Here is a 22,806-nt window from a genome sequence, read left to right as displayed (position 1 = left end):
TGCGCTGCGTTCGCCTCATAGATTTTCTCGGACTCTCGCCGTATATTTATACGGCTTCGGGGTCTGCGGCGTCGTTCTGCTCGCTTCTAGCTTCGGCTTGTTTTAATAGTTGCTTTTTCGGCGCTTTTTTTGTATTTTCTTGTCTATGAAAAGACTGTGCTTGTCTCTAGTTGCGGCGTTCCTGCTCGCTGCACCTGCCATTGCCGAGGACGCGAAAAAGCAGGAACGTTTTGCCATCGATGTGGGTGGCGGTTTTGCAACCTACTCCAGCCTGATTGCGCTTTCCATAGACATGCAGAACTGGGATTCTAGCGATGGGGTAGATGAACCTGCTGACGAGACCCATCCGGAATTGAATTATGTGGTGGGGAGTCTTGGCGCGCGCTACATCTTTACCCCGAATATCGAAGCGGGCATTGCCGCCTCTTACGAGTACTACAGTTCCTTTGCGCAGAATTGCCCCGAGGGCAAGGTGTCCGATTCGGAATGCAGCAGGGGCGACTTTCTGGACCACCATTTAGTCCATATTGCACTCGAAGGTAAGTTCAATTGGTTCACGCTTTTCGACATTCTTAGGCCCTACAGCAGAATCGGCATCGGGACTATGCTTGAATTTGATGACGGACTGGAAAGTGTCGGATTGCCTTCCGTCCAGTTGACGCCTGTCGGTCTGGAATTCCTGTTCCCGTACGTGAGCGTGTATGCCGAACTGGGTGCGGGTTATCGCGGCTTTATGAGCGGGGGCATCGCGTTTAGGATCTAGAGCCCGCGTTCGAGGCTGTAATCTGAAATCTTCAGCAGTGTGTCGAGGGTCGCAGAAAGGCGGCCTTCTTCATTTTGCAATTTGCCGGTGAGTTCGTTTTCCTGGCGGGTGTCGCTGTCGGCAAAGATATGCGTTTCGTCCTGGGCGGGGTACTTCGCGATAAAGCGGTAACCGTCGAGCCCGATGGCGGCATAACCCGAGTACGCCCCGAGGGAAAGGCCCGCGAGCGGTTCCGGCACGGAATCGGCCTCGGTTGGTGTGCTTGCCGAACCACCGCGAAGCAAGTTATGTCCCATAAATATATTCGGTACGGCAAATCCTGCAAGTTCAAGCACCGTGGGCGCGATGTCAATCTGAGCGGCAGGAGTCGTATCGCGAACGGCTTCGAGCCCCTTCCCGTGAATAAAGAACGGGATCCAGCTCACGTTCGAAAATCCGCCGCCGTTCATGGTAGAAACGCCGTTTTCACCCAGGGGGAATCCGTGGTCAGCCATGATAATCACGTAGGTGTTCTTGTACCATTCCTCGTTTTCGACGGCGCGAATAAAGCGGGCGATTTGCCTGTCGGCGTAACCCATGGTCACGTTGATGCGCTCTTGCAGCGGGCGGTTCTTTTCTTCGTCGGTCATGCCTGCGGCAAAGTTGAACGGGTAGTGGTTGGAACGCGTCATGAGAGTCGCTAAGAACGGCTTGCCCTCTTTAGAAAGCGTGTCGCGCACGTATTCAATCGCGTTGTCGATGAAGGTGGAATCGTCTTCGCGTTCGCGACTGTAGTGCTGTGCGGTGTACCACTTGGACATCCAAACGCCCAGGTTATCCCAGGCGGGGTCGGCGGCGGACATGTAATGCGTGCTGTAGCCGTTTTCGGTCAGTACCTGCACAAAACTCGGGAGCGTTACGTGCGCGAGGTCGGTCGCCTGCGCAAGTCTGGAATGGTGCGGAACGCCGATGTGCGTCGAGAGTACGCCGCCGGTAGTGGGCACGCCGCTCGTATGCATGCGCATCCACACGTGGGAATGTGCTGCGAGCGAATCCATGAAAGGCGTGGGCGAGGGCTGAATTTGCGGGTTCATGTAGCCCGTATTGCGTCCGCGCTGCGATTCCATGAGCACCAGGATAAAGTTCGGCTGCATTTCGCGCTGGGCCTTGAGTTTTTCGCTTTGGAGTAGGGCCTGCGTCGGTTCGCGATAGAGCGGCAGGTGGTTGCCTGAGTCGCTGTCCGTAAAGGTCCAGTCGGAATCGCCCTCGATTTTTTGCCACAGGTTCTGGTAGGCCGTGCGGTACGTGCCTAGATCCGCATCCGTAAGGCCTACGGCCTTCTTTGCCACGAACAGGTCGTTATAGATGAGCGAAACGACCGGGCGGAGCTTAGTCATGCGGGCGTTGCCTGTCCAGATAAAGTAGACGAACGAGTACGATGCGATGTAGAAGATGAGCATCGCGATGACGGATTTCTTGACGTAGAAACGGTTCTCGCTTAAGCCCTCGCGGGAACGGTACCACTTGCAAAGCAATCTGTAAACACCGTATGTTAGCGGGAGCATGAGGGCCAACACCACAAACTGCAGGTACGGTACAGAAAGGTCGTTTGCCACGTAGTCGTAGAACACGATGATAGAGGACGTGTCCTTGTAGGTGTCTACAAGCCCGAAGGTCAGATGCCCGCCCAGGAATCGCTGCGTCTCGTTGTCCAGAAGCGTCAGGAGCAAGATTGCGGTATGGAAAACGGCGTAGAGAATGGTCGTGACTTTTGTGACTACCGCGACTCTGCGGGTGGCGGCGGTCCCTGTCCCGATTGCATTAGAGCCGTTAGCGATGCGGACGGCGATTCCGCCCAGAATCAGGAACACCACGAGGGCGTTCACAATCCACATGAAGTCAATGCACACCGCATGGAAAATGAACCAGTCCGGCTTAGAGACGAACGGGAAGCCGTAGGGGTTGCTGCGGAACAGGAGCAGTACGCGCAAAATGATGTGCGTGACCCATGCCGCAAGCGAAATGAGCACGAGGTTCTGCAGGGGGGCGACACTAGCCCCTATTTTCTTCAATACGTTTAAAAAAGCCGGTTTCATTCTTGGTCTTTGTTACAAATTTGTCTATAGAGATCCAGCTGCCGCTTGAAGCAGTCGTTCCAGCTGAACTTTTCGGCGTATGCGCGGGCCTTCTGCTTCATGGCCGCCATATCGCTGTGGTAGAGTTCCACGATGGCGTCGGCGAGCGCTTCGGGCGTGCGCTCCTTGAGGATTATGCCCGCACCGCTTTCGGTAACGTGCTCGAATGCGGCCCCCGCGGAGGCACCGATTTGCGCGTTCCCGCTTGCCATGCTTTCAAGAATCGAGAGCCCGAAGGTCTCCCAGCCCGAAAGCGCCAGACCCAGGTCTACGCTCGCGTAGTAGCGCGCCATCTCGTCGATGGAATTCACGAACCCGATGTAGCGGATATGCTCGTGCTTGCTTGCCGCTTCTTTGACAAGCGGGAGGCTCGGTCCCGTGCCCGCGAATACGATGGCGGGCTCGTGCCCGAGCTTTTTCGTGAGGATGTCGTAAGCCCCGAGTACGAGGTCGATTCCCTTCTCGTTGCAATGCCTGTGCGGGAAGAACATCGTGAGTCTTTCGGGATTGCCCGCCTTGAGTTCGGCAACAAGCGATTCATCGCGCTTTGTGGGCGAGAACATCTCGATGTCGCAGCCCAGCGGAATCCACCGCGGGTCGGGCAGGCTATTCTTGCGTAGCCTCGCCATGGCCTCCTTGGAAGATGCCTGGATGCAGTCGAATCCCTTGAATTCCTTGCGGGCGTACCAGAACGCCTCCTTGCGGGCGAACGTACCGAGGCCCACTCCGAGTTTTTTCGCGACGGGGCGGCCCACGTAGGTCACGGGAAAGTCCGCGTGCCAGAACCCCACCAGTTTCGATTCGGGGCTCACGCGCCTTGCCGCGCGCCGCACCACCGTCGGGAGGATGTAGGGCGAACCCACCTCGATTATATCGGGCTTGTATTTTGCAAGAACCGGTTCTACCTGCGAGAGTTTCCAGATAAAGCGGTATTCCCAGTTGCCCGGGAACTTGAACGCCTGCACGTGCTCGATGACGAGGCTTTTGCTCTTGACTTCGGTAAACGTTTTGGAATCGGGCATCACGAATACGGAAAGCACGCCCGCTCCAGGGTCGCGCGAAGCGAGCCTTTCGTAGAATGCCATCTTTTGCAGGTGGTAACGACGCACGCCGCCGCCCGAGGGGCTCCAGAAGTTGTTGAAGTCCACGATGGTGAACATCAGGCTTCCTGGATGCGGTTGGACTGCGGGTCTATCGAAAGCTTGCCGTTGTAGAAGTTGTTGTTGCCGAGTCGCTTGGAATTGACGTTCAGTGCGAGCTCGCCGTCCTTGGATTCAAGCCAGTAGATGGCGTCGGAATCGCGCAGGTAGGCGCGCGGCGCGATAAGCGAACCGTTCTCGTCCACGATTTCGCCGCCGATGAACAGCGGGATGTCGAGCGTCTTGTAGATGTCGAGCATTACGGAGGAACGTCTCTCGTGGATGTCGGCGAGGTCGGGGCGGTCGGTCACCTTGAAGTGGTCGATGCCGTCGATAATCACGACGAGGCCCGCGTGTTCGCGCTGTTCTTCCTTGAGCGTAGCGAGAAGTTCCTTGTTGTCGAACGAAGGCTGGTCTTCCCAGATTTCCAGGCGGTTGTCGCGCACGTAGCCCATGAGGGCGCGCGTCGCCTCGAGAATCCTTGCGTTGACTTCTTCGTTCGTGTTCTTCTTGCGCACGTCGAGCACCGAAAGCCCGGTGAGCATCGCGACCATGCGGTCAAATATCTGGCGGCGCGGAGTCTCGAGCGCGATGTAGATGAGCTTGATTTCCTTGTTGGTTTCGATGAGGTCGAGCGCGAAACTCGAAAGCAGGGAAGTTTTCAGGTTGAACGGGTTCGACGACACGTAGAAGATGCCGGACTGGATACCGTCAATATCCCTGGACAGCTGCGGGAACGTGTTGAGCGGGTAGCCCACACTCACGTCGGGCGGGCAGCCCATCGCGGTGTCGAAGTTTTCCTTGATGTCCTGCAGCAGCATGGAACGGCGGTGCGTGTGGACCGTATCCTCTTCCGTCTCGTTGATGAGGTTCAGCAGGTGGTCTGCACCGTAGTTGCGCACCATCAGGTCTACCGTCTCGTCCTTCGGGAGAACGATGGACTTGAACTTGAGTCCCTGCGTTTCCGCCATCTTCAGGTAGTCCTGGATGCGGTATTCCTGGCTCCTGCGGTTTGCGTCGCGCCTGAGGATGAGGGTCACGGAGTTCGCCCCGCAAGCCTTGAGCTTGTACAGGTGGCTCATCGTGAGGTCCTGGTACATCGTGGAAACCACGCCGGGGATGCCCGCGAGGTCTGCGGTCAGCGCGTCGAACATGCCTTCCACGATAATCGGGTTGTCGTTGTCAGGCTGGATGTTGAACGGGATGTCGACCGGGCCCGAGGCATACGAGATGTACGGGTTGTGCACTCCGTCATCTTCCATGGAGCGACCGTACACGGAGTGGATGAGCCCCTTGGAGTTGCGTGCCGGGATGGTGATGCGCGGTTCGTGGTAGGCCTCGAGGTTGTCGAGGTAGAACGATACCTGGTGGCGCTCGATGCCCGAAAGCATGCAGTAACTGTAGAACGGTTCCGGATCGCCGCTGTAGTAGCCGAGACCGTAGAGCTGTGCTTGGCCGATGCTCCAGCCGCGGCTCTCGAAGAATTCAGCGGAAGATGGGCTCTTGCAGGCGGCCCAGTGGCAGTAGCGCACAAAGTTCTCGAGCACGCGGGACTTTTCACCGCCGATTTCCTTAATCCACGGATGTTCGTCGGGGTCGCTGTCCTGCTCGTGTTCCTGGGCTCCCAGGAATTCCATGGCTTCGGCGCGGGCAGCGGGCTCCTCGAGCCCGTTGAAGCGGCTGCGCATCACGAATTCGACCAGGTCGCCTTCGCTGCCGCACTGCAGGCAGCGGTAACGCCAGTAGCCCAGCGCGTCGTAGAAGAACAGCGACGTCTCTTCGGGCGAATGGAACGGACAGCACGAAATAAGGTTACGGCCCCAGCGGTTCAGGGGTACGCCCAATTGCCGCGGGTGAGTCTTCTTGCGCATGATACCGGTGTGTTCTTGATCGACAACCATATAAAACCTCTCAATGAAAATCTAATAAGAAAATGCACCTGTCTTATGTTAAGCTAGGCGTTTTTTACTAGAAAAACGGATTTATCTCCGAAGGTTTCTACGCAGGATGCCATTTCGCCAATATACAATCAGTCTGGGGCATCCTTAACGCAACGGACGGCAACAGCATATTGTTTGCTTACAGGGACAATAACATCATAGCCTTCTGATACTAAAATATCATTATATGACATTATATCTATATACGCCTGTTGGTAATCAGATTCCATGGCCACCCACAACGCAGGGTGTCCTAGATATTCATCAAAATAATCTGACATCAAATCATAAATGCTGAACTGAGCCTTTTGATAATTAAACTCATCATGCATGTCACAGCAATATCGCCAATGCATTACACTAAGTTCCTCATCATATGTTGGCAAGTGCCATCCTTTAGGACAAACACCTCGCGTAAAAGGAATTTTTTCGTCATCCCAAAGCGATATCGATATTCCCTGACATTTATGCCAGTTTTCTTCTAAAGAAAAAAAGCCACAACCATCGGCATCCTCACTAAACAATGCCGCACTATCTATGGCAGCAGACCAAAGATACAATCTGCCAAACTTTTCGCAGTTACTAGGATCGTTGCCCAAGCACCAACTTGAGGAATCTAATGTTGAAGTTGGTTGTAAATAGGCAAAATTCAAATTTTCTATCATCCAAGTCTGTTTAGGTGGATTTGTAGTTTTTTTAATAGTGGGTTCATGAACAACCATATTCATTACCGGTTAAGTTAAAATATATCCTTTTTTCTTGTTAAGTGGTATACCCTTGTGGTCTAGGCAGCCTGTTTTGACAGCCTATATTCCACCGGTGTCATGTAACCGAGCGAACTATGGAGCCGTTTCCGGTTGTAGAACAGCTCGATGTACCTGAAAACGGCCTCCCGCACGTCTTCGATGTCCTTGAAGTCTCGCCTGTAGGCCATCTCCTTCTTGAAGCTTGCGAAGAAGCTTTCCATGCAGGCGTTGTCGTAGGGGCAGCCCGGGGCGCTCATCGAGGGCGTTATCCCATTCTCCGAGAGCATCGTGCGGTAGCCCATGCTGCTGTACTGCACGCCACGGTCGGAATGGAAGATTAGTCCGTCGTGATGGCCGCGTTGCATGATGGCATTGGACAACGCGCGCTTGACAAGTTCCGTGTCGATGTTCTTGCTCACGGCATAACCCACCGCCTCCTTGTTGCATAGGTCAAGTACCACGGCAAGGTACACCCAGCCAAGCGTAGTCTTGACGTAGGTGATGTCGCCGGCCCAGACGGCGTTCAGACTGTCGGGATCGAACTTCCGCTGCACCAGGTTCTCGCTGTACATGGAGTCACATTTGCCCTTGCGGTAGGGTTTCCATTTCTTGAGCGTGACCGGATAGAGACCGTTCTCGCGCATGATGCGGCGCAGTTTCCACACCTTTACCTCGACACCCTTGTCTTGGAGTGCCGCCAGCATCTTCGGGCAACCGTACACGCGGTGGTTTTCTTCGAAGGTGTCGCGGACCTTCTGGACAAGCCGTTCTTCACGGGCCTTGCGTTCGGCCCTTGCCGTTTCCTGTTTTGACCACTGGTAGTAGGAACACTGCGGTATTCCTAGAGCTCTGCACATCTTCCTGACTGAGTATTTCTTGCGGTTCACGTGTATCGCCTCGCATTTCAGTCGTGTGGTCGCATAAAGATGTGCAGGGATTTTTTTAGGATCTCTACCGTCTCCTTCTCGTCCGCGAGTTCCTTTTCGCGTTTCTTCAGGAGCTTCTCCAGTTCCCTGTTCTTGGCGGCGAGTTCCTCGACGGACACCTTGCGGATGCGCCGTTCCTCGCGATAGCTCGGCAGGTTGTGTTCCTTGCGGTACTCGTTTACCCACCTACCGACCGTATTTGGCCCTATTCCGAGTTCCTTGGCTATCTGATTTGCGGACTTTTCGCCTTTCAGGACCAGTTTGATGACTTGTTCCCTTGTCTCGGAGTTGTAGTTGACTTTTGCCATTGTTTTACCTTTTTGGGGTTGCGCAATGAATATAGTAGCTTATGCTACCCTCTTATTAAACTCCTGCATGGTCCAAACGGCATCTTCAGCACCGAGAGCTCGACCACGAATAGCCGAGTAGCCAAAAAAAGTATATGGCAAAAAAGCGTTTCATGTTCTGTCCGATTACACTCTTCTCCTAAACTATAATTATAAGCCTAAAAAGTCAATCCCCGCGATATGACAACTATTCTATTTATCTATTTTAAAGCGCATGATAATTCTAGGTATCGACCCCGGCTCCATCACGACCGGGTACGCCTTCCTGCAGGCGGAATCCGGGCACACGAAAGTGCTCGAATACGGGGTGTTGCATGCCCCGGCGGGTCGCCCTGTGGAAGACCGCCTGCTCCATATCGTTACGGAACTGGAATCGAGGCTCGATACGTACAAGCCCGACTCGCTTGCCATGGAAGGCGTGTTCTTTGCGAAGAACGCGAAGAGCGCCCTGGTGCTGGGCCACATACGCGGGGCAATCCTGGTAGCCTGCCGCAAGCGCGGGATGACATTCAACGAGTACCCGCCGAAGGTGGTAAAGCAGGCCGTCACGGGTGACGGGAGTGCGGCCAAGGAGCAGGTGGCGAACATGGTTTTCGCGCGACTCGGGATAGAGCCCTCCGACTTGCCGCTCGATGCGAGCGACGCGCTCGCGATTGCGTGGACGCACGCGAACCCGGCCCCGCTCACGGCGGCGCTGGCTCCGCATGCAAAGAGGCCCGCCGGCCGCAAGAAAAAGGCGAGTGTCGCCGACTGGAAGGCACTTATCGAGAAGATGGGAGGGAAGTTGCCGTGAGCTTTATGAATATGGAATCTGCGGACCTTTTGCCTTACGGCCTTGGCTCGCTCGAACTGGTTGAATTTCAGAATGGTTACTTTGTCTGCAAAGATATATGCAGTGACCTCGCGCGTTTCGCCGCCCTCCTGAAAGAAAACGGATTCAGGCTACGACTGGAATCGGCATACCGCCCGTTCGAGAAGCAACTCTCCATCTGGAACCGCAAGGCCCGCGGGGAACTCGCCCTGCTCGATGAATTTGGCAAGCCGATGCAGCGCCCGCAGGACGAGGAAGAACTGATGTATGCCATCCTCACGTGGTCGGCACTGCCGGGCGCGAGCCGCCACCACCTGGGTACGGATATCGACGTGGTAGACGGTAATGCCTGCCCCGAGGGTTACGAGGTACAGCTCACGCCCGACGAATGCACGGGAATGTTCGCCAAGTTCCACAAGTTCCTGGACGCGCGCTTTGCCGCAAACGAGGCCTTCGGGTTCAGCCGAGTGTTCGTGCCTGGCCGCGGGAAAATCAAGCCCGAAGGCTGGCACATTGCGCACCTGCCCACGTCGCGCCGCCTGCTGGAAGGCTTCTCGCTCGATACCCTGCGCAAGATCTACGAGGCTACGGATATCGCCTGCAAGCGCGTCATTCTTGCGCGTCTCGATTCCCTCGCAGAAGACTTTATTTACCCCTACTTTATCTAGACTCTCATGGCCTGCATGGAATTCACTCCGGAACATCGCGGCATTGTCCGCCTCGAAGCCCGCGAATACGGCCGCTCCGTACTAGGGGCCCCGCTCCATTACTACCCGTGCCGTAGCGCCTGCAGCCTTCTTGTTTTTGCCGCCATCCACGGCGAAGAACCGGAAACCACGTTCCTGCTCAGCCGCGCCTTGCGCGCCTTCGACGCGAACTTCGAGCATGTCGCCTTCGTGCTTTGCGCGAACCCCGACGGTGTTGCCCTCGGGACCCGCGGAAACGCGAATGGGGTGGACCTCAACCGCAACTTCGCGACTTCGAACTGGAGTGCATCTCCGGTACCGTCGCGCTCTATCCTGGAATCCGCCCGAGATACGCTTTTAAGCCCGGGGAAGGCCCCCGGCAGCGAGCCCGAGACGCAGGCGCTTGTCGCCCTCATAGAGTCGCTGAAGCCGGAGTCCGTAATTGCGATGCATTCCCCCATCGGGTGCATCGACGCCCCCGCACGCACGCTCCTCGTGGAGCGGTTGCAGGGAGCCCTGAACCTCCCGTGGAAACCCGATATCGGTTACCCCACTCCGGGCAGTTTCGGAACCTGGTGCAGCGAGCACCAGATTGAGTGCATAACGCTAGAGCTCCCGCGCCTGGCGCCGGAGCTCCTGTTTGAACGTTACGGTGAATCTTTCGCGCGATTCCTCGCGGCTCAAGACTAGTTCTCGGCCTTTGCTTCCTCGATAATGTTCTTGCGCTGGATAAGCCCGACGGTAAGACCGATAATCAAGTAACACGCAATGAGCACGAGCAGGAACTCGAGGATAATCATCTTTTCGGTGATGAACATGAACCCGCAGACGTAGGTAATCACGATAAGCACTGCCTGGAAGATGTTGAATGCCTTGTTCTTGCGGGGCTGCAACTTGGGGAGGAACAGCGGGGCGACCATCAGGAGGCCCGTGACAAACAGGACTGCGACAGGCAGATAGAGGGCGGAACTGTCGGCATTCTGGAACAGGCCCACGTTCTTGAGGAACACGATGAGGATGGAGTTGATTGCACCGACGAACGTGGTGGGGACTCCGGAGAAGTGGTGGTGGTAGCTATCGCTATCGCAGGCGTTGTACTTGGCGAGGCGCATGGCGGCACAGAGTACGTAAACGGAGAACGCGATGACCATCAGGGGGATGTTCGCCTCGAAGAATGTGGGGGCAAGGTTCTTGTAGGCAAAGAGGATGCAGAAGGCGGGTGCGAGGCCGAACGCGATAAGGTCGGCGAGGCTGTCGAACTGCGCTCCGAATTCCGAACTTGCGTTCACGAGGCGTGCGGCAAAACCGTCGAGTTTGTCGAGCAGGACGCACAGGATAATGAAGTAGGCGCCCATGAGAATCGGGTCGGCGGTGGCGAATGCCCCGGTGGTCCAGCAGATAGAAAATACACCCAGAAGGAAATTCAGGCTCGTAAACAGGTTCGGCAAAATAAAGCGTGTCTTACCCACGATAGTCTCCTTAGTTTTCACTACATGTTAAAGATATAAAAATATTCTCAATAGCGTTAGTGCTAGAAAGGGGCTCGCTTGCAAGTGTGCGACGAGATGCATAATTGCGCGATGAAAGGCTAGCAAAACAGGCCTGGAATAAAAAAAAGAGGCTAGAAACTAGCCTCTGTATTTAAATGTCTGCGCTGTCTACTTGACCGGCTGAATTTCCCACAGTGCCTTCACGCCTGCGGCGACAATCAGGTGCTGCGGCGGTGCGTAGGGGTTCTCTTCGGTCGGGAAGTTGGTCCAGTGCTTGGTGGAGAACTGGTAGTACTGCGTGGGGCGGTACATGACCGGGAGAACCGGTACGGTTTCCATGAAGATCCTGTTCAGTTCGCGGTAGGCCTTCTTGAGTTCGTCCTCGGAGGCAATCGTCGGGATTTTCGCGAGCAGCTTGTTCGCCTCGTCGTTCTTGTAGCGTCCCTGGTTCGAGAATGCGTCCTCGCCGACGGGCTTCAGGGCGACGTTCCCCATCACCTGGTCGAAGCGCGTCCACGGGGTGGCTGCGGAGAGTTCCGCGGTCTGCGTCTTCATGGCGAGGTCGAACGTGCACTGGCGCAGGTCCTTGTCCCATACGCTGTAGTCCACGAAGTTCTGTTCGGCAGTGACACCGATTTCGCCGAAGGATTCCGCGACGACCTTGATGACGTCTTCCCAGTCAGTCCAGCCCTGCGGGCATTCGAGGCTGATGGGGCGAACGGGCTTGCCGTGCTTGTCCACGAGCTTGCCTTCGGTATCCCAGGTGTAGCCTGCGGCGGTAAGGATTTCTTTCGCCTTCTCGGTATCGTATGAGTAACCGAACTTGTCGGCGTCTTCCTTGTTGAAGAAGCGTGCCTCGGGGCCGAACGGCAGTATGAAGCCTGCCTGGATTGCCGGCGTGTAGTTCGATATGGCGCGGGACTTGATTTTCTCGAAGTTCACTGCGTGGGCGAGGGCCTGGCGGAATGCCGGGTCGTTGAACGGTTCGACCTGGTGGTTGATGATGAGCGTCGTGATGGAACCCGGAAGGTGATAGGGTTCCTCGCGGCTCCAGGCGCGGATGTTGTCCTTCGCCTTGTTCCAGATCTGCGGCAGGAAGATGGAGGACACGTCGAGGTGGCCCTTCGTCATCGCGCTGTTGAAGTGGTTGTTGCCGTTGTAGAGCGAATGGATAATATACTTGGGCGCAGGCGCCTTGCCGCCGTGGTTCACGTTGCCCCAGTAGCTGTCGTTGCGCTCGAGCACAATCTTGTCGGGCGAGAACGTCTTGAGGTTGTACGGGCCCGAGACGACCGGCGAATTGTCGTTCTTGAATTCCACGACCTTGCCGAAGTTGTAGGCCTTGCCATCCTTTGCGCCTTCGATAATCGGTTCAAAGACCGCCTTCGGGAGGATGGACGTTTCGGCAATAGCGTTCAGGATTATGAGCGGGTTCTTGTTCTTCTTGTTGAAGAGGAACGTGATGTTGTTGCTATTGTCTGCCGTGACGGAGGCGAGGTATTCCCAGTTGCCGTGACGCGGCGTGGGGAGAATGGAATCTATATGGAACGAGTAGATGACGTCGTCGACGGTAACCGGGGTGCCGTTGTTCCACTTGGCGTTCTTGTCCAGGTGGACCACGATGCTGGAATCCGTCCTCGTGAAGGAATCGGCGAGCATCGGTTCGAGCTTGTCGGTAATCTGGTTGTAGGTGACGAGCGTCTCGTACATCAGGCGGACATTTCCGTCGATGGGGAAGTTCGGGTCGTAGTCCAGTGGGTTGAAGGTCGTGGGGGGAGCCCAGTCGAAACCGCCGATATACAGGGTCTCTGCGCGCGGGTATTCGGAGTTTTCTGCGACGGATTTATCGGCGGAATCCTTTTCGCAGGCCACGAATACGCCCGCCAGGATTACCAGCGAGCCGGCCACGGCTTTATGCATTATTTTGACAAATTCGCTCATAATATTAAAATCTAGTGAGAATGTTAGAAAATTGCTACTAAAATTTCTTTACAGTAATTCCAAAGTGGAATAAATTGCCCCATTTTTGCAAATATCTCCAATTATTTACAAAAAGTGATGGCCGTCACGCGATTTTTACAGCGAGAAACCGTAGAGGAGGCGCTTTGAAGATGCGCTGTAGAGGGTCTTGTTCATGACGAACGGGGTACCCGCTCCGCCGGGGGTATTGAACTTGTGGACCACGCTCCCGTCTTTCAGGGAGACCGCGATGACCTCGTTCCCCTGGTCTATCCAGGCGAGGTTCCCCTCTATGTAGGGCTTGCCGAAGATGGAGTTCTTGCCCTGGAACTTCCAGAGGGGCGTTCCCGACGAGGAATACAGGAGGAAACTCTGGTCGGCGAGGCCGACGAGGATGTTTCTAGAGTCGTGGTCGCGCGTGACCTGGAGCGAGAGTACCGGGGATTCCAGCAGGATTTGCGCCGGATCCTTCGTGATGTCGCCCGCGCTGTAGAGATAGAGGCGGTTGTTGTCGGTCGCGAACACGATGGTGGTATCGGCCTTCACGACTTGCGATACGCTTCCCGGGAGCCGCGGGCTGAACTCGTTCGCCTGCCCCGAGTTGTCGCCGATGTACTTGATTTCGCCTTCGAGGCTTGCCGCGTAGATGGTGGATTCGTGCGGGGTGAAGATGAAGGGCGACGAGTAGATTTTGCGCGACCAGGCGAGCCTGTTTTCGGAGCGGGTCACCTTGAGCAGGAATCCGTTCCAGGTGGCGATGTAGATGGCGCTTGGCGTCTGCTGGATGCTGAACGCCTTTCCGGGAAGCTGCAGCGTCTGCGGGGTGGCGTCGCGGTCGAGGTCGTAGATGTAGAGCGCAAATCCCGAGGCGATGGCGAGCGTGTTCTCGTCGCTGTTCATCACGGGGCTGTCGGTCATGCGCGGGAGGTTCCTGGCCCAGCGCTGCTCGCCGTTGTCGGCGTTGATGCAGATGAGTTTCTCTGCGGCGGGGTCGATGGTGTAGATGTTCTTCTTGTGGCCGAAGAACTGCGGGTAACGGGTCTTGGGTGTGATGTTCAAAAGGCTCACGAACTTTGCGCCGATTGCCTTGCTGTAACGCCCGAGGATGATGCTGCTCGTGTGCGAGGTACTTACGGAAAGCCTTACCGCCTCGGACCATGCCTTCTGGCGGTCCTTCTCGCTACCCTTGGTGGCCTCGAGCAGGAGAGCCCTGTAGAGCCAAGCCTCCGCGTTCCCGGGTTCCAGTTTCAGGAGCGAATCGAGCAGGGGGGCAATCTCGTCCCATGCGCCCGCCTCGGCCATGACGGCGGCCTTGAGCGTAAGCAGGTCGGACTGCAGGGCTTTTTTGCCGTAATAGTGCGGCGCGATGCTCATGAGGTGCGTGTCGTCGAATACGAGGAATATGCCGTTCTCGGTATGGATGGGGGCCGCCGTGATGGGGCGCGCGAAATTGAAATGCCATAGCGGGTGTAGCAGCGTGTCGACCGCAATCAGGTCGCCCTCGTTGGAGAACAGCCCGAGCGTCCCGAGCGCGAGAGGGTATATGGAACTCGCATCGCTCCGGATGGTGTTCTTGACCATGCCGCTCGCCTTGTCGATAAGCGTGATTCTGCCGGATGCCTCGAGCACGACGATGCCCTTGTTGAAGGGAATCACGACTTCGGCGTTGCTGAACAGTACGCGCCACAGTGGGGAGGAACTTGCTCTGGGCTGGTAGCAGAAGAGGTAGTTGCCCGAAAGCAGGTAGATGAAGTTGCCGTCGGTAATGACGTTCTTGATGGCGTCGAACTGCGAGAGCGCGAAGGATTCGCTGCCGTCGGCGCTCGAGACGAAATGGAGCGCGTTGTCGGTGCAGTTGAGGACATAGTGCCCAGTGGGTTCAAAGAAGTCTTCTACGTGGCAGCCGTTGAACGTTTCCTTTACCTGGGCGATGATTCCCTTCTTGTTCAGCAGGGAGAGCGTGTGGCCGTTCTGTGCGGCGGCGTAGTCGCCCTTCGAGAAGAATTCCTTCGTGGCGACGACGGGATATTTCTTGGACGGGTACTTGGTGTTGTGGGGCTTGTAGAGCAGGCTGTCCTTGTCGGCATTCTGGTACCAGATTCCGAAATCGTCAATCTTCAGGATGTCGGAGCGTGCGGGAATACCCGTGCGGATGTCGATGATGGTATCGGCGAGCACCTTCTTGATGTTCCCGTTCTGGAGCAGCAGGTAGGTGGCCTCGTTCTTGAAAACCTTCGCGATGGGGGAACGCAGTGTGAACTTGTTCTTGATGAGCACGTCGTTCGTATTGCTGGTGGCGGCCTCGCGTTCCGATAGCCAGTAGGCGCGGTCCGTGTCGCGGGTGGTGTTCAGGCTCTGCTGGTAGTAGAAATTCGCCGAGTTCCTGTTGCTTGCAAGCTCCTTGATTTTCCCGAGGTAGAAGAAGGCGTTCTCGCGGTCTTCCTTGTCGCCCTGCGTGCTGACCTTCTCGAGCAGGCGGATTGCTTCGGCGGTTTCGCCCTTCATCTCGAAATCGTATATGGCTTCCTGTATGAGGGCGTTCATCTTTTCGGCAAAGGCACTCGCGTTGCAAATGCAGAATACCGCAAGGAAGGCGATAAACGCCTTTCTCTTTGCGATGCGTGTGTCTTGCCGGGTGAACATCTGCTGTACCTTTATGCGTCGAACTTATAGCCCGCGCCGCGGATGGAGACGATGATTTTCGGGTTCGTCTGGTCGTCCTCGAGCTTTTTGCGCAGGTTCACGATGTGGTTGTCAATGGTGCGCGTCGAGGGCATGTTGTCGGGAGTGTAGCCCCAGATATCGGTGAGCAGGTCTTCGCGGAGAACGACTTCGCCGCGGTGCTGCCAGAAGTACTTGAGAATCTGGAATTCGCGGGCGGACATCTCGAGCGGCTCGCCTCCCTTGGTGGCTTCGTACTTCTTGAAATCCAGGTGGATGTCGGCAAAGTCGATGGAATCCTGCGCCTGCAGGGCGGGCGCCTCTTGTGGGGCGGCGACTTCGGTGCGTCGCAGGAACGCCTTCACGCGGGCGAGCAGTTCGAGTATGGAGAAGGGCTTGGTTACGTAGTCGTCGGCGCCCATTTCAAGGCCTGCGACCTTGCTCGTCTCTTCGGTCTTTGCGGTAAGCATGATGATGAAGCATTCCGGGTGCTTCTTGCGTATGATGCGACAGACCTCGAACCCGCTCTTCTTGGGAATCATCAGGTCGAGAATGACGAGGTGAGGCAGGAACGAGTCCGCCTTCGCGACGGCCTCTTCGCCGTCGGCGGCGGTCTCGACAATGTAGTTTTCGAGCTCAAAGTTATCCTGGAGCCCGAGCCGGATGATTTCTTCGTCTTCGACGATGAGTATCTTGTGTTGCATATCAGTCCACCTTCTTGAATCTGACAGTAAATGTAGAACCCTTGCCCAGCTTGCTCGATAGCGAGATGGTTGCCTTGTGCGTTTCGGCGACCCTCTTCACGATGGCGAGCCCGAGTCCGGAACCCTTTGTACTGCGGGTCATTTCGTCACCGACCCTGTAGAAATCGTTAAATATATTCTTTTGTTCAGAAGAATCGATGCCGACTCCCGTGTCGGCGACAGAAAATACGGCACGGTCTTCTTCGTTATAGACGCTGATGGTAATTTCGCCGGGAGCGTTCGTGTACTTGATGGCGTTCTCGATGAGGTTCTGCGCGAGGCTGTAGAGCGCGGTGTAGTCGCCCATCACGTATGCACCGGGCTCGAACTTTGTATGGAACTCGAGCCCCTTCTCGACCCCGATATCCTCGACGGCCTCGAACACCTTCTTCGCGCATACCGAGAAGTCGAGGCGTTCCCACTTGAACGCGCCCGTGCCGTGCTCCATGCGGGTGTAGTTGAGGATTGCCCCGATGAGGTTCTCGAGGCGGGTAGCCTCCTTGCCGATGAGCCCGGAATATTCCTGCACCTTCTCGACCTTCGCGACGCGCCCGCGGGCCATCATCTCGGCGAACATCTTGATGGAGGTGAGCGGTGTCTTGAGTTCGTGCGATACGCTCGAAAGGAAATTCGCCTTCATTGCGAGAAGCTTGTGTTCTTGAATGATGAAGCGCAGCATGAAGAACGAACCGAACACGACCGTAATGAGCGAGAACAGCAACAGGCCGTACATCAGGTACATGCGTTGGCGCGATTCCCTGCGGATTTCCTTCATGTCTTTTTCGTAGAGCGAAAATTCCCAGTCGAACGCACCCGAAATGCGCGTCTGCGATATCACGCCCGAACTGTCGGGGATGGCGCCCGCGAGCAGGGAATCTTTTTCGTCGATAATGGAGAAGGGTACGTTCTTCCAGCGCTGCGATACGTTCTTGACTCTCTCGATGAGGCGCGCGCGGAACGCTTCGGTGTCAATCTTTGCGATTACAATCTGGTTGCCCGAAAGGAAGGGGTAGCCCATCTTGAACAAGGTAACATCGTCCCTGCTCCGGTAGAGGATGCCGTCCTTCGACATGAAGTCGTTGCTCAGGAGATCCTCGAAGTTCTTGCGGTACTTGGAAAGGATTTCCATGTAGCCTAGCTGGCGGTTGAAGTTCGCACGCAGGTTCCAGAACGATTCGCGCTTCTCCTGGGAGAGGTCCTCGAATGAAAGTATTTGCGAGAAGGCCGTCTCGAAGAAGAACTTTGCCGACGGAATATCCTCGATGCTTTCGCTCTGCAGGAACTGGTTCAGCACGGAGAGGCTGTAGTCCTCGGCTTCGGCGTGCTTCTTCTGCTTGACGAGGATTTCGAAGTGCAGCAGGTTCACCGAACGCGTGAGGTCTGCGTGCAGGTAGCCCTGCAGGTGCGGGTTGCTTTCAAGGACCTTCAGCCACTTCAGCGCCTCTTCGTAGTTTTTTTCCTTGTAGCAGAGGCGCACAATCCCGAGGATATTTACCACCTGCTCGTTCCTGGTGATGAACGGAGAGTTGGTCTTGATGAGCCTGTGGAGAAGGACTTCACGGCTACTGGTGTCCTGTTCTGCCTCGAACAGTCTCTGCTCGTTAGGGCTAGCGACGATTGCCGAAAAGTCGTGCGTCGGATAGAAGTGCTTCGAGGAAATATCGGGATAGACGAGCTTGCCGTTGTTGTAGAGGAATATGGCCTCGATGCCTGCGACGTCCTTGAACGAGGCCGCGTTGCCGAATTCGAGCAGGCTGCGCGGCTGTTCGTACAGGAACAGCGATGCAGCCTTCGTTTCCTGGTAGATTTTTTCCTGTTCCTTCTCGATGGCATCCTCGATGTCTTTCTCGAGAGCGGCCTGGTTCTCGTCGAAGTTCTTTTGCGCGAGGAACATCTCGTTCTGGATGTTGCGGAACCCGAGGAACGAAAGGATTGCCGTGGGCAAAATGATGCCGCCCACGAACACGAGAATGAGTATCAGGTTTCCTTTCGAGAAGTGCATCGCCACCCCGCTTTATAGGGGTAGGCTCGCCGAGATACTTGGGAATAGAAGTACCAGGACGCAACTTGCCATGAGCAGCATCGAGAGCGAGAGGGCAAGACCTGCCGTGATGAGGAGAGCCTTTGTCACTTGGCTATGTTTGCCTTGTGGGTCACGGAGACCCTGTGGCCGGTTTCGATGCGGCGGTTGTTGGAATAGGCTTCGCGGACAAGCACTGCCGCTTCGTTTTGCGATGCGCGTGCAATTATGCCCCTGCCGAGCAGGCGCGGCGGGATGGAGGCGTCGGACTTGTCGGCTTCCCAGATGGCGATGGCGTCGCCCGTACCGTAACCCTGTTCGGCGCCCTTGTCGATAAGCACGTAGGAATAGCTGCCGATGATGAGCATCGGGTCCATCGCGTAGCGGATCTGCGCCATGGAATCAATGTTGGATTCGGGAACGTCGCCATAGCCGGTAACGTTGATGGGGCTGATCGGCTGCTTGAGGCGGGCCTTCGACTGGTTAATCTTGATTTCGCGGAAGCTCTGCATGATCATCGCGCGAGAAAGCGTGTCACCGATGGCGACAATCTTTGCAACGCCCGAAAGCTTGAGAAGCGCGAACTTCTCGAAACCGCCACTGCGGGCCGGCACTTCAATCTTCTTCGCGTCGAGAATTTCTACGAGGTCACCCTTCTTGAGATTCGGGTAGGTCTTCTTGCCGATGCCCACGACCACTTCCATTTCGGGAATGTGCAGGATGGGTTCCTTCTTTTCGCCGGAACGGATGGAGATAAAGCTGCTGTCGTTCTTCAGGGAATCGAGCGTGTAGATTTCAGGTGCGAGAATCTGGTAGTAGCCGTTGAAAATCTTCGGTTCGGGGCGCTTCTTGTAGTAGTAGGAATCCGCTTCCTGTTTCTTTTTCTTCTGCTTCTTGTCCTTGTCGCGGAGGTTGCCGAGCATGTTCTCGAACTCGCCGTTGCGTTCGTCGTTCTCGTCGCAGCCGACGCTCTGGATCTGGTAGCCCTTGCCCTTCGGGAGGTTAGAATCGGCTACAGCCGCCTTGCAGGGGTATTTCTTCTTGTCGGCTGGGATCTGCATTACCGGTTCTTCGCGTACGCTGTCGCCCAGGTAGATGGAATCGCCGGGATAAATCCAGTGGGGGTCCTGGATGTGCCTGTTGTTTTCCCAGAGGTCGGGCCAGGCGAACGGGTCGTGCAGGTATTCGTCGCTCAGGTCCCAGAGGGTGTCGCCTTCCTTGACCACGTAGGCGGAAACGACCAGGGCCGAAAGTCCGAGGGTGATTGTCGCACACTTGAAGAAATTCATAGAAAACCTTGTAACCCTTTGAATGAAAACGAGTTAACTGCTTATAATTTAATCTTTTCTTGCCCTGGGAGTACCCTTTTTTTGCACAAAATGGGGTATATCGGCCTGATTTTTGCCCGAAATGCGCTCCTGGGGGCGCTTGACGGAGCGTTTTTGGCCGTTCTGGGCCGCAAATCCGCCCAAAAGACCCGCCCGGTCGGGTACGAACAGCATGAGCAGCTCGAACTTGCCGCTGCCCGGTTCCAGGTAGAGCGGGATGTTCTTGCGGAGCATGTAGCCCTCGGCTCGGAACCGCTTGATTTGCTTTGCGGCGTTCTCGAGGTCGGTCACCTGCAACAGGATGCGTTCGGGGCGCGAGGCGGCGATGGCCTGCACGAGGTCGCTCGTGATGGGTTCAGCCTCGGGTTCGTTGAGGTAGAAAGTCCACTTGCCCTCGTTGTCGCGCTTTCCGAAGAACTTTTCGAGGAAGGCACGGTCTAGGTGACTGCGGTGGAAACGCATGTTGTTGCCTGCAAGGCTGCGCGCGTTCATCTTTGCGGATTCCATCGCGGTCTCGCGACAGTCGAGGGATTCGACCTGCTCGAAGTCCTGGGCGAGGCTTGCGGAAACGTAGCCCGATGCGCTGAAGAACTCGAAGAAGCGGTCGCCTTTCGCGGGGTGGACTGCGTCCTTGATACGGAGGGGGAGTTCCAGCCACGCGTCCTTCATTCTGGGGGCCCAGTCCAGCACGTGCATGGAAAGGCCCGTGCCCGCGATGGGCATGAACGCGCTCCCGAACGCGGCCTTCACGTCGACGCGCGTGTTCTGCAGGAGGGCGGGGTCAAACAGGTGGTTCGGCGTGCACTGCACCTGGTGGCAGCTGATGACCTGCGGGCAGTTGTGCTGCAAAAATTCGATAAACGATTTTATCTCGTGGCCGGAATTGCGCCCGTGGATGTTCGCCTGCACGAGGAGCGCGTAGCGTCCGTCGCCGGTGGCCCTGAACCAGATTTGGCGCAGAGCCTTCTTGAGCGTGTGCAGGTGGTCCTTGCGCAGCTGGTCGAAAACGTTCTTCACTACTGCGGGTGCATCCATGTCGCGTGCGGGGGCGTCGAGCACGAGTGATTCGTGGTTGTTCACGAGCTTGTTCAGTATGCGCCAGTCGCAGTGGTCGTTCGCGGGTTCCTTGGTGAACCAAGCCTGGAACTTTCCGGGAATGCGGTTGTCTTCGGCCCATGCCGTAAGCTGCCGTTTGATTTCTTCGAACGGAAGGACCCTGCGTACGGGGGTAGCCTTCTTCGCTGCAGAGTCCTTTTCGGGGACGGACTTTGCGGGAGCGCTGTGGAACCTGCCTGCGACAAGCTTCTTGGGAGCGCGAGTGGAGTATTTCTTTTGTCTGTCGAACATTTGCTAGAACTCTTTGTAACTATACGAGGAACCGCGGGTAAATCCACGAGCATTCGCGTGCGAGCATCTTCGGGAATTCGCGGAACGAGCCGTTTATCTGGAACAGGTTCAGGCCGCCTTCCACCGGTGAAAGCGATATGACGCTGTCGGCGCGGGATTCAAGATACGGGTACTCGTCGTTATTGCATGCGGTAACGACTGCACACCCGGTAAGCGCGATGATGGTATCGACCATCTGCATCAGAATCTGGTGCGGCGAGCCGGTGAGTCGCATGGACTTCGGGTTGTGGAGCACGGCGGATATCGGGTCGATGACCACCACGCGGTAATCGTGGTTCTCGAGTTTCTTGGCGCCCTCGATACGCTTCGCGATAAGCTGTGCGGTTTCGAGCGGGGAGAGTGCCGTACCGCGCAGGTTCAGGAAGCCGAACTTGGGTGTACTTGCGTTGAGCCCGCGCTTGTTGCCGAGCAGGTGCAGGCGGTTCAGGAACACGGACTTCGTGAGTTCGAAGTTGATGAACAGCACGTCGTTGGAAGAAGTGCTGTTGCCGAACCAGTCTTCGCCGTAGCAGATGGAAAGCGCCATGTCCATGAGGGCGAGCGACTTTCCGCTCTTGGGCGGAGCCTGGAACAGGAAGAATTCGCCTGCGCGCAGCATGTTCTCGATAATGCTCGCGTCCTTTTTCGGCGGTTCCTCGCTGTCGCTGGCAAGTTCAATAAGCGGCTTGCCGTCGAGGGAGTACTCGACCCATTCCTTCCATTCCTTGAAATTCTTCGCGCCCTGTTCGGTACCGATGAGGTACTGCTGCTTGCCGCCACGGAGCACGCCCGGCATGCGGGCCATCATGGTGGGGCTTCTGTTGGAGAAATCTACTTTGAAACCCTGGGAATCGAGTGTCTTGAAGAGGAAGTCAATGCGCTCGTCGTATTCCTCGCGGTCGTTGGCGCCAATCTTGATCCACGCCTGCACGGAGTTTGCACCCGTGTTCACGAGGGCGGCGCACGGGAGGTTCAATGCCTTGTAGTAGGCGAGCTGTTTGGCCAGGGACATCTTCGGGTTGTCGATGACGGCGTAACGGTAGCGCCAGCTTTCGTCGCCGGCATCAGCCCCGCCCTTGGTCGCGTTCACGCAGATGAGCGCGCCTTCCTGGCTGTCGAGGCTCTTCATGATTTTCTTGATGGCATCGTCGCGGCCCACGATGTTCGACACGAGTTCCGACGTCGCGTTCGGCGTGTCTGAAATCTTGAACTCGATGGTCTCGTCGGTCTCGAAGGCGATGTCCAGGAGTTTAGCGAGGTCCTTGCGCCAGTCGGCAGCAGGCCACGGGATGGAAAGCGCTTCCGGGTCAATCTTGAAGTTCTGCAACAGTTCCATGGACTGCGTGTCGAGGCCGAGCGCAAGCATCTGCTCCATCGAAATCATGCCGGTAGAAAGCGGCGATATTATCGCGGGTTTTACCGGGGCTGCCATGGCGGCAGGTTCCGCCTGCGCTGCGGCTGCGGGTGCGGCCTGCGCTGCGGGTTGGGCTTCTTCGCGTTCGGAGGAACGCTTCTCGGAGGAGAAAGCGCGGCGGAGGATCTGTTCAACTTCGTCCGGAGAAAGCCCTTCGTCGCGGGCCTTTCCGCCAAGCTGGAAACTCGCATCCATGAAGGTCCAGCCTTCTTCCTTGGCGGCTTCGCCCACCTTGAAGAGTTCGCCCTTCAGTTCGTTCGGGCTGTACTTCGTCTTGAGGAACGTGTTGATGATTTTTCTTGCGCTTTCCATAAGAGACCTCTGTGCTGTCTA

General features: G+C 56.3%; 18 protein-coding genes. 4 read left to right on the top strand and 14 right to left on the bottom strand.

Going from position 1 to position 22,806, the window contains the following annotated elements; genetic code table 11:
* Window positions 1-145 precede the first annotated feature (145 nt).
* Window positions 146-763, top strand: coding sequence for a hypothetical protein (locus tag CRO08_RS14545; protein ID WP_141398402.1), 618 nt, complete (start codon window positions 146-148; stop codon window positions 761-763).
* Here CRO08_RS14545 and CRO08_RS14540 read toward each other — a convergent pair.
* From CRO08_RS14540 to CRO08_RS14515, 6 genes are all read right to left on the bottom strand, one after another.
* On the bottom strand, window positions 760-2,814 hold the full coding sequence (locus CRO08_RS14540) for an LTA synthase family protein (protein WP_176495168.1): 2,055 nt from the start codon (window positions 2,812-2,814) through the stop codon (window positions 760-762). The genes CRO08_RS14545 and CRO08_RS14540 overlap by 4 nt on opposite strands.
* Before the next feature lie 20 nt (window positions 2,815-2,834).
* Window positions 2,835-4,037: a glycosyltransferase gene (locus CRO08_RS14535; RefSeq protein ID WP_097036779.1), complete on the bottom strand. Its 1,203-nt coding sequence runs from the start codon at window positions 4,035-4,037 to the stop codon at window positions 2,835-2,837.
* Complete coding sequence (locus tag CRO08_RS14530) at window positions 4,037-5,917, bottom strand: CHC2 zinc finger domain-containing protein (RefSeq protein WP_097036778.1); 1,881 nt, start codon at window positions 5,915-5,917, stop codon at window positions 4,037-4,039. Before CRO08_RS14530 ends, CRO08_RS14535 begins: the two co-directional genes overlap by 1 nt.
* 128 nt (window positions 5,918-6,045) lie before the next feature.
* Entirely contained in the window at window positions 6,046-6,684 is a 639-nt protein-coding gene (locus CRO08_RS14525; protein ID WP_097036777.1) for an FISUMP domain-containing protein, read from the bottom strand.
* A gap of 56 nt (window positions 6,685-6,740) precedes the next feature.
* Window positions 6,741-7,589, bottom strand: coding sequence for an IS3 family transposase (locus CRO08_RS14520; RefSeq protein WP_176495016.1), 849 nt, complete (start codon window positions 7,587-7,589; stop codon window positions 6,741-6,743).
* A gap of 17 nt (window positions 7,590-7,606) precedes the next feature.
* The gene (locus CRO08_RS14515; RefSeq protein WP_073321178.1) at window positions 7,607-7,936 is read right to left on the bottom strand and encodes a transposase; all 330 of its coding nucleotides are present in this window, start codon (window positions 7,934-7,936) and stop codon (window positions 7,607-7,609) included.
* Window positions 7,937-8,189: 253 nt separating this feature from the next.
* Here CRO08_RS14515 and ruvC point away from each other — a divergent pair, with 253 nt between their 5' ends.
* The 3 genes from ruvC to mpaA are packed head-to-tail and all read left to right on the top strand — an operon-like array spanning window position 8,190 to window position 10,162.
* Entirely contained in the window at window positions 8,190-8,768 is a 579-nt protein-coding gene (ruvC, locus tag CRO08_RS14510; protein ID WP_097036776.1) for a crossover junction endodeoxyribonuclease RuvC, read from the top strand.
* 5 nt (window positions 8,769-8,773) lie between these two features.
* The gene (locus CRO08_RS14505) at window positions 8,774-9,454 is read left to right on the top strand and encodes a M15 family metallopeptidase (RefSeq protein ID WP_097036775.1); all 681 of its coding nucleotides are present in this window, start codon (window positions 8,774-8,776) and stop codon (window positions 9,452-9,454) included.
* A 6-nt stretch (window positions 9,455-9,460) separates the two neighbouring features.
* Complete coding sequence (gene mpaA / locus CRO08_RS14500; RefSeq protein WP_255252408.1) at window positions 9,461-10,162, top strand: murein tripeptide amidase MpaA; 702 nt, start codon at window positions 9,461-9,463, stop codon at window positions 10,160-10,162.
* On the opposite strand, the gene CRO08_RS14495 is transcribed toward mpaA, so the two are convergent.
* The 8 genes from CRO08_RS14495 to CRO08_RS14460 all read right to left on the bottom strand — a co-directional run bounded on the left by CRO08_RS14495 (window position 10,159) and on the right by CRO08_RS14460 (window position 22,785).
* Window positions 10,159-10,962 carry a phosphatidylcholine/phosphatidylserine synthase gene (locus CRO08_RS14495; protein ID WP_255252407.1) on the bottom strand — a complete coding sequence of 268 codons (804 nt, stop codon included), beginning with the start codon at window positions 10,960-10,962 and terminating at the stop codon, window positions 10,159-10,161. The two genes, mpaA and CRO08_RS14495, sit on opposite strands and share 4 nt — an antisense overlap.
* Window positions 10,963-11,130: 168 nt before the next feature.
* The gene (locus CRO08_RS14490) at window positions 11,131-12,903 is read right to left on the bottom strand and encodes an ABC transporter substrate-binding protein (protein ID WP_255252406.1); all 1,773 of its coding nucleotides are present in this window, start codon (window positions 12,901-12,903) and stop codon (window positions 11,131-11,133) included.
* A gap of 135 nt (window positions 12,904-13,038) precedes the next feature.
* Window positions 13,039-15,564, bottom strand: a complete 2,526-nt coding sequence (locus tag CRO08_RS14485; RefSeq protein WP_097036774.1) for a PQQ-binding-like beta-propeller repeat protein — start codon at window positions 15,562-15,564, stop codon at window positions 13,039-13,041.
* Window positions 15,565-15,575: 11 nt separating this feature from the next.
* Window positions 15,576-16,286 carry a response regulator transcription factor gene (locus CRO08_RS14480; protein WP_097036773.1) on the bottom strand — a complete coding sequence of 237 codons (711 nt, stop codon included), beginning with the start codon at window positions 16,284-16,286 and terminating at the stop codon, window positions 15,576-15,578.
* A 1-nt stretch (window position 16,287) separates the two neighbouring features.
* Window positions 16,288-18,327, bottom strand: a complete 2,040-nt coding sequence (locus tag CRO08_RS14475) for a cell wall metabolism sensor histidine kinase WalK (RefSeq protein WP_097036772.1) — start codon at window positions 18,325-18,327, stop codon at window positions 16,288-16,290.
* Window positions 18,328-18,452: 125 nt separating this feature from the next.
* A complete protein-coding gene (locus CRO08_RS14470; RefSeq protein ID WP_072808753.1) occupies window positions 18,453-19,634 on the bottom strand; it encodes a LysM peptidoglycan-binding domain-containing protein in 1,182 nt (393 codons plus the stop codon).
* A gap of 48 nt (window positions 19,635-19,682) precedes the next feature.
* Window positions 19,683-21,020 (bottom strand): hypothetical protein, encoded by a 1,338-nt coding sequence (locus CRO08_RS14465; RefSeq protein ID WP_097036771.1) that lies wholly within the window; start codon window positions 21,018-21,020, stop codon window positions 19,683-19,685.
* A 19-nt stretch (window positions 21,021-21,039) separates the two neighbouring features.
* On the bottom strand, window positions 21,040-22,785 hold the full coding sequence (locus CRO08_RS14460) for an AAA family ATPase (RefSeq protein WP_097036770.1): 1,746 nt from the start codon (window positions 22,783-22,785) through the stop codon (window positions 21,040-21,042).
* Window positions 22,786-22,806: the final 21 nt, after the last annotated feature.

This window comes from Fibrobacter sp. UWT3, assembly GCF_900230125.1.
Lineage (GTDB): Bacteria > Fibrobacterota > Fibrobacteria > Fibrobacterales > Fibrobacteraceae > Fibrobacter.
The sequence above is the reverse complement of the archived record's forward strand: the minus strand, read 5'-3'. Positions and strand labels throughout refer to the sequence as shown.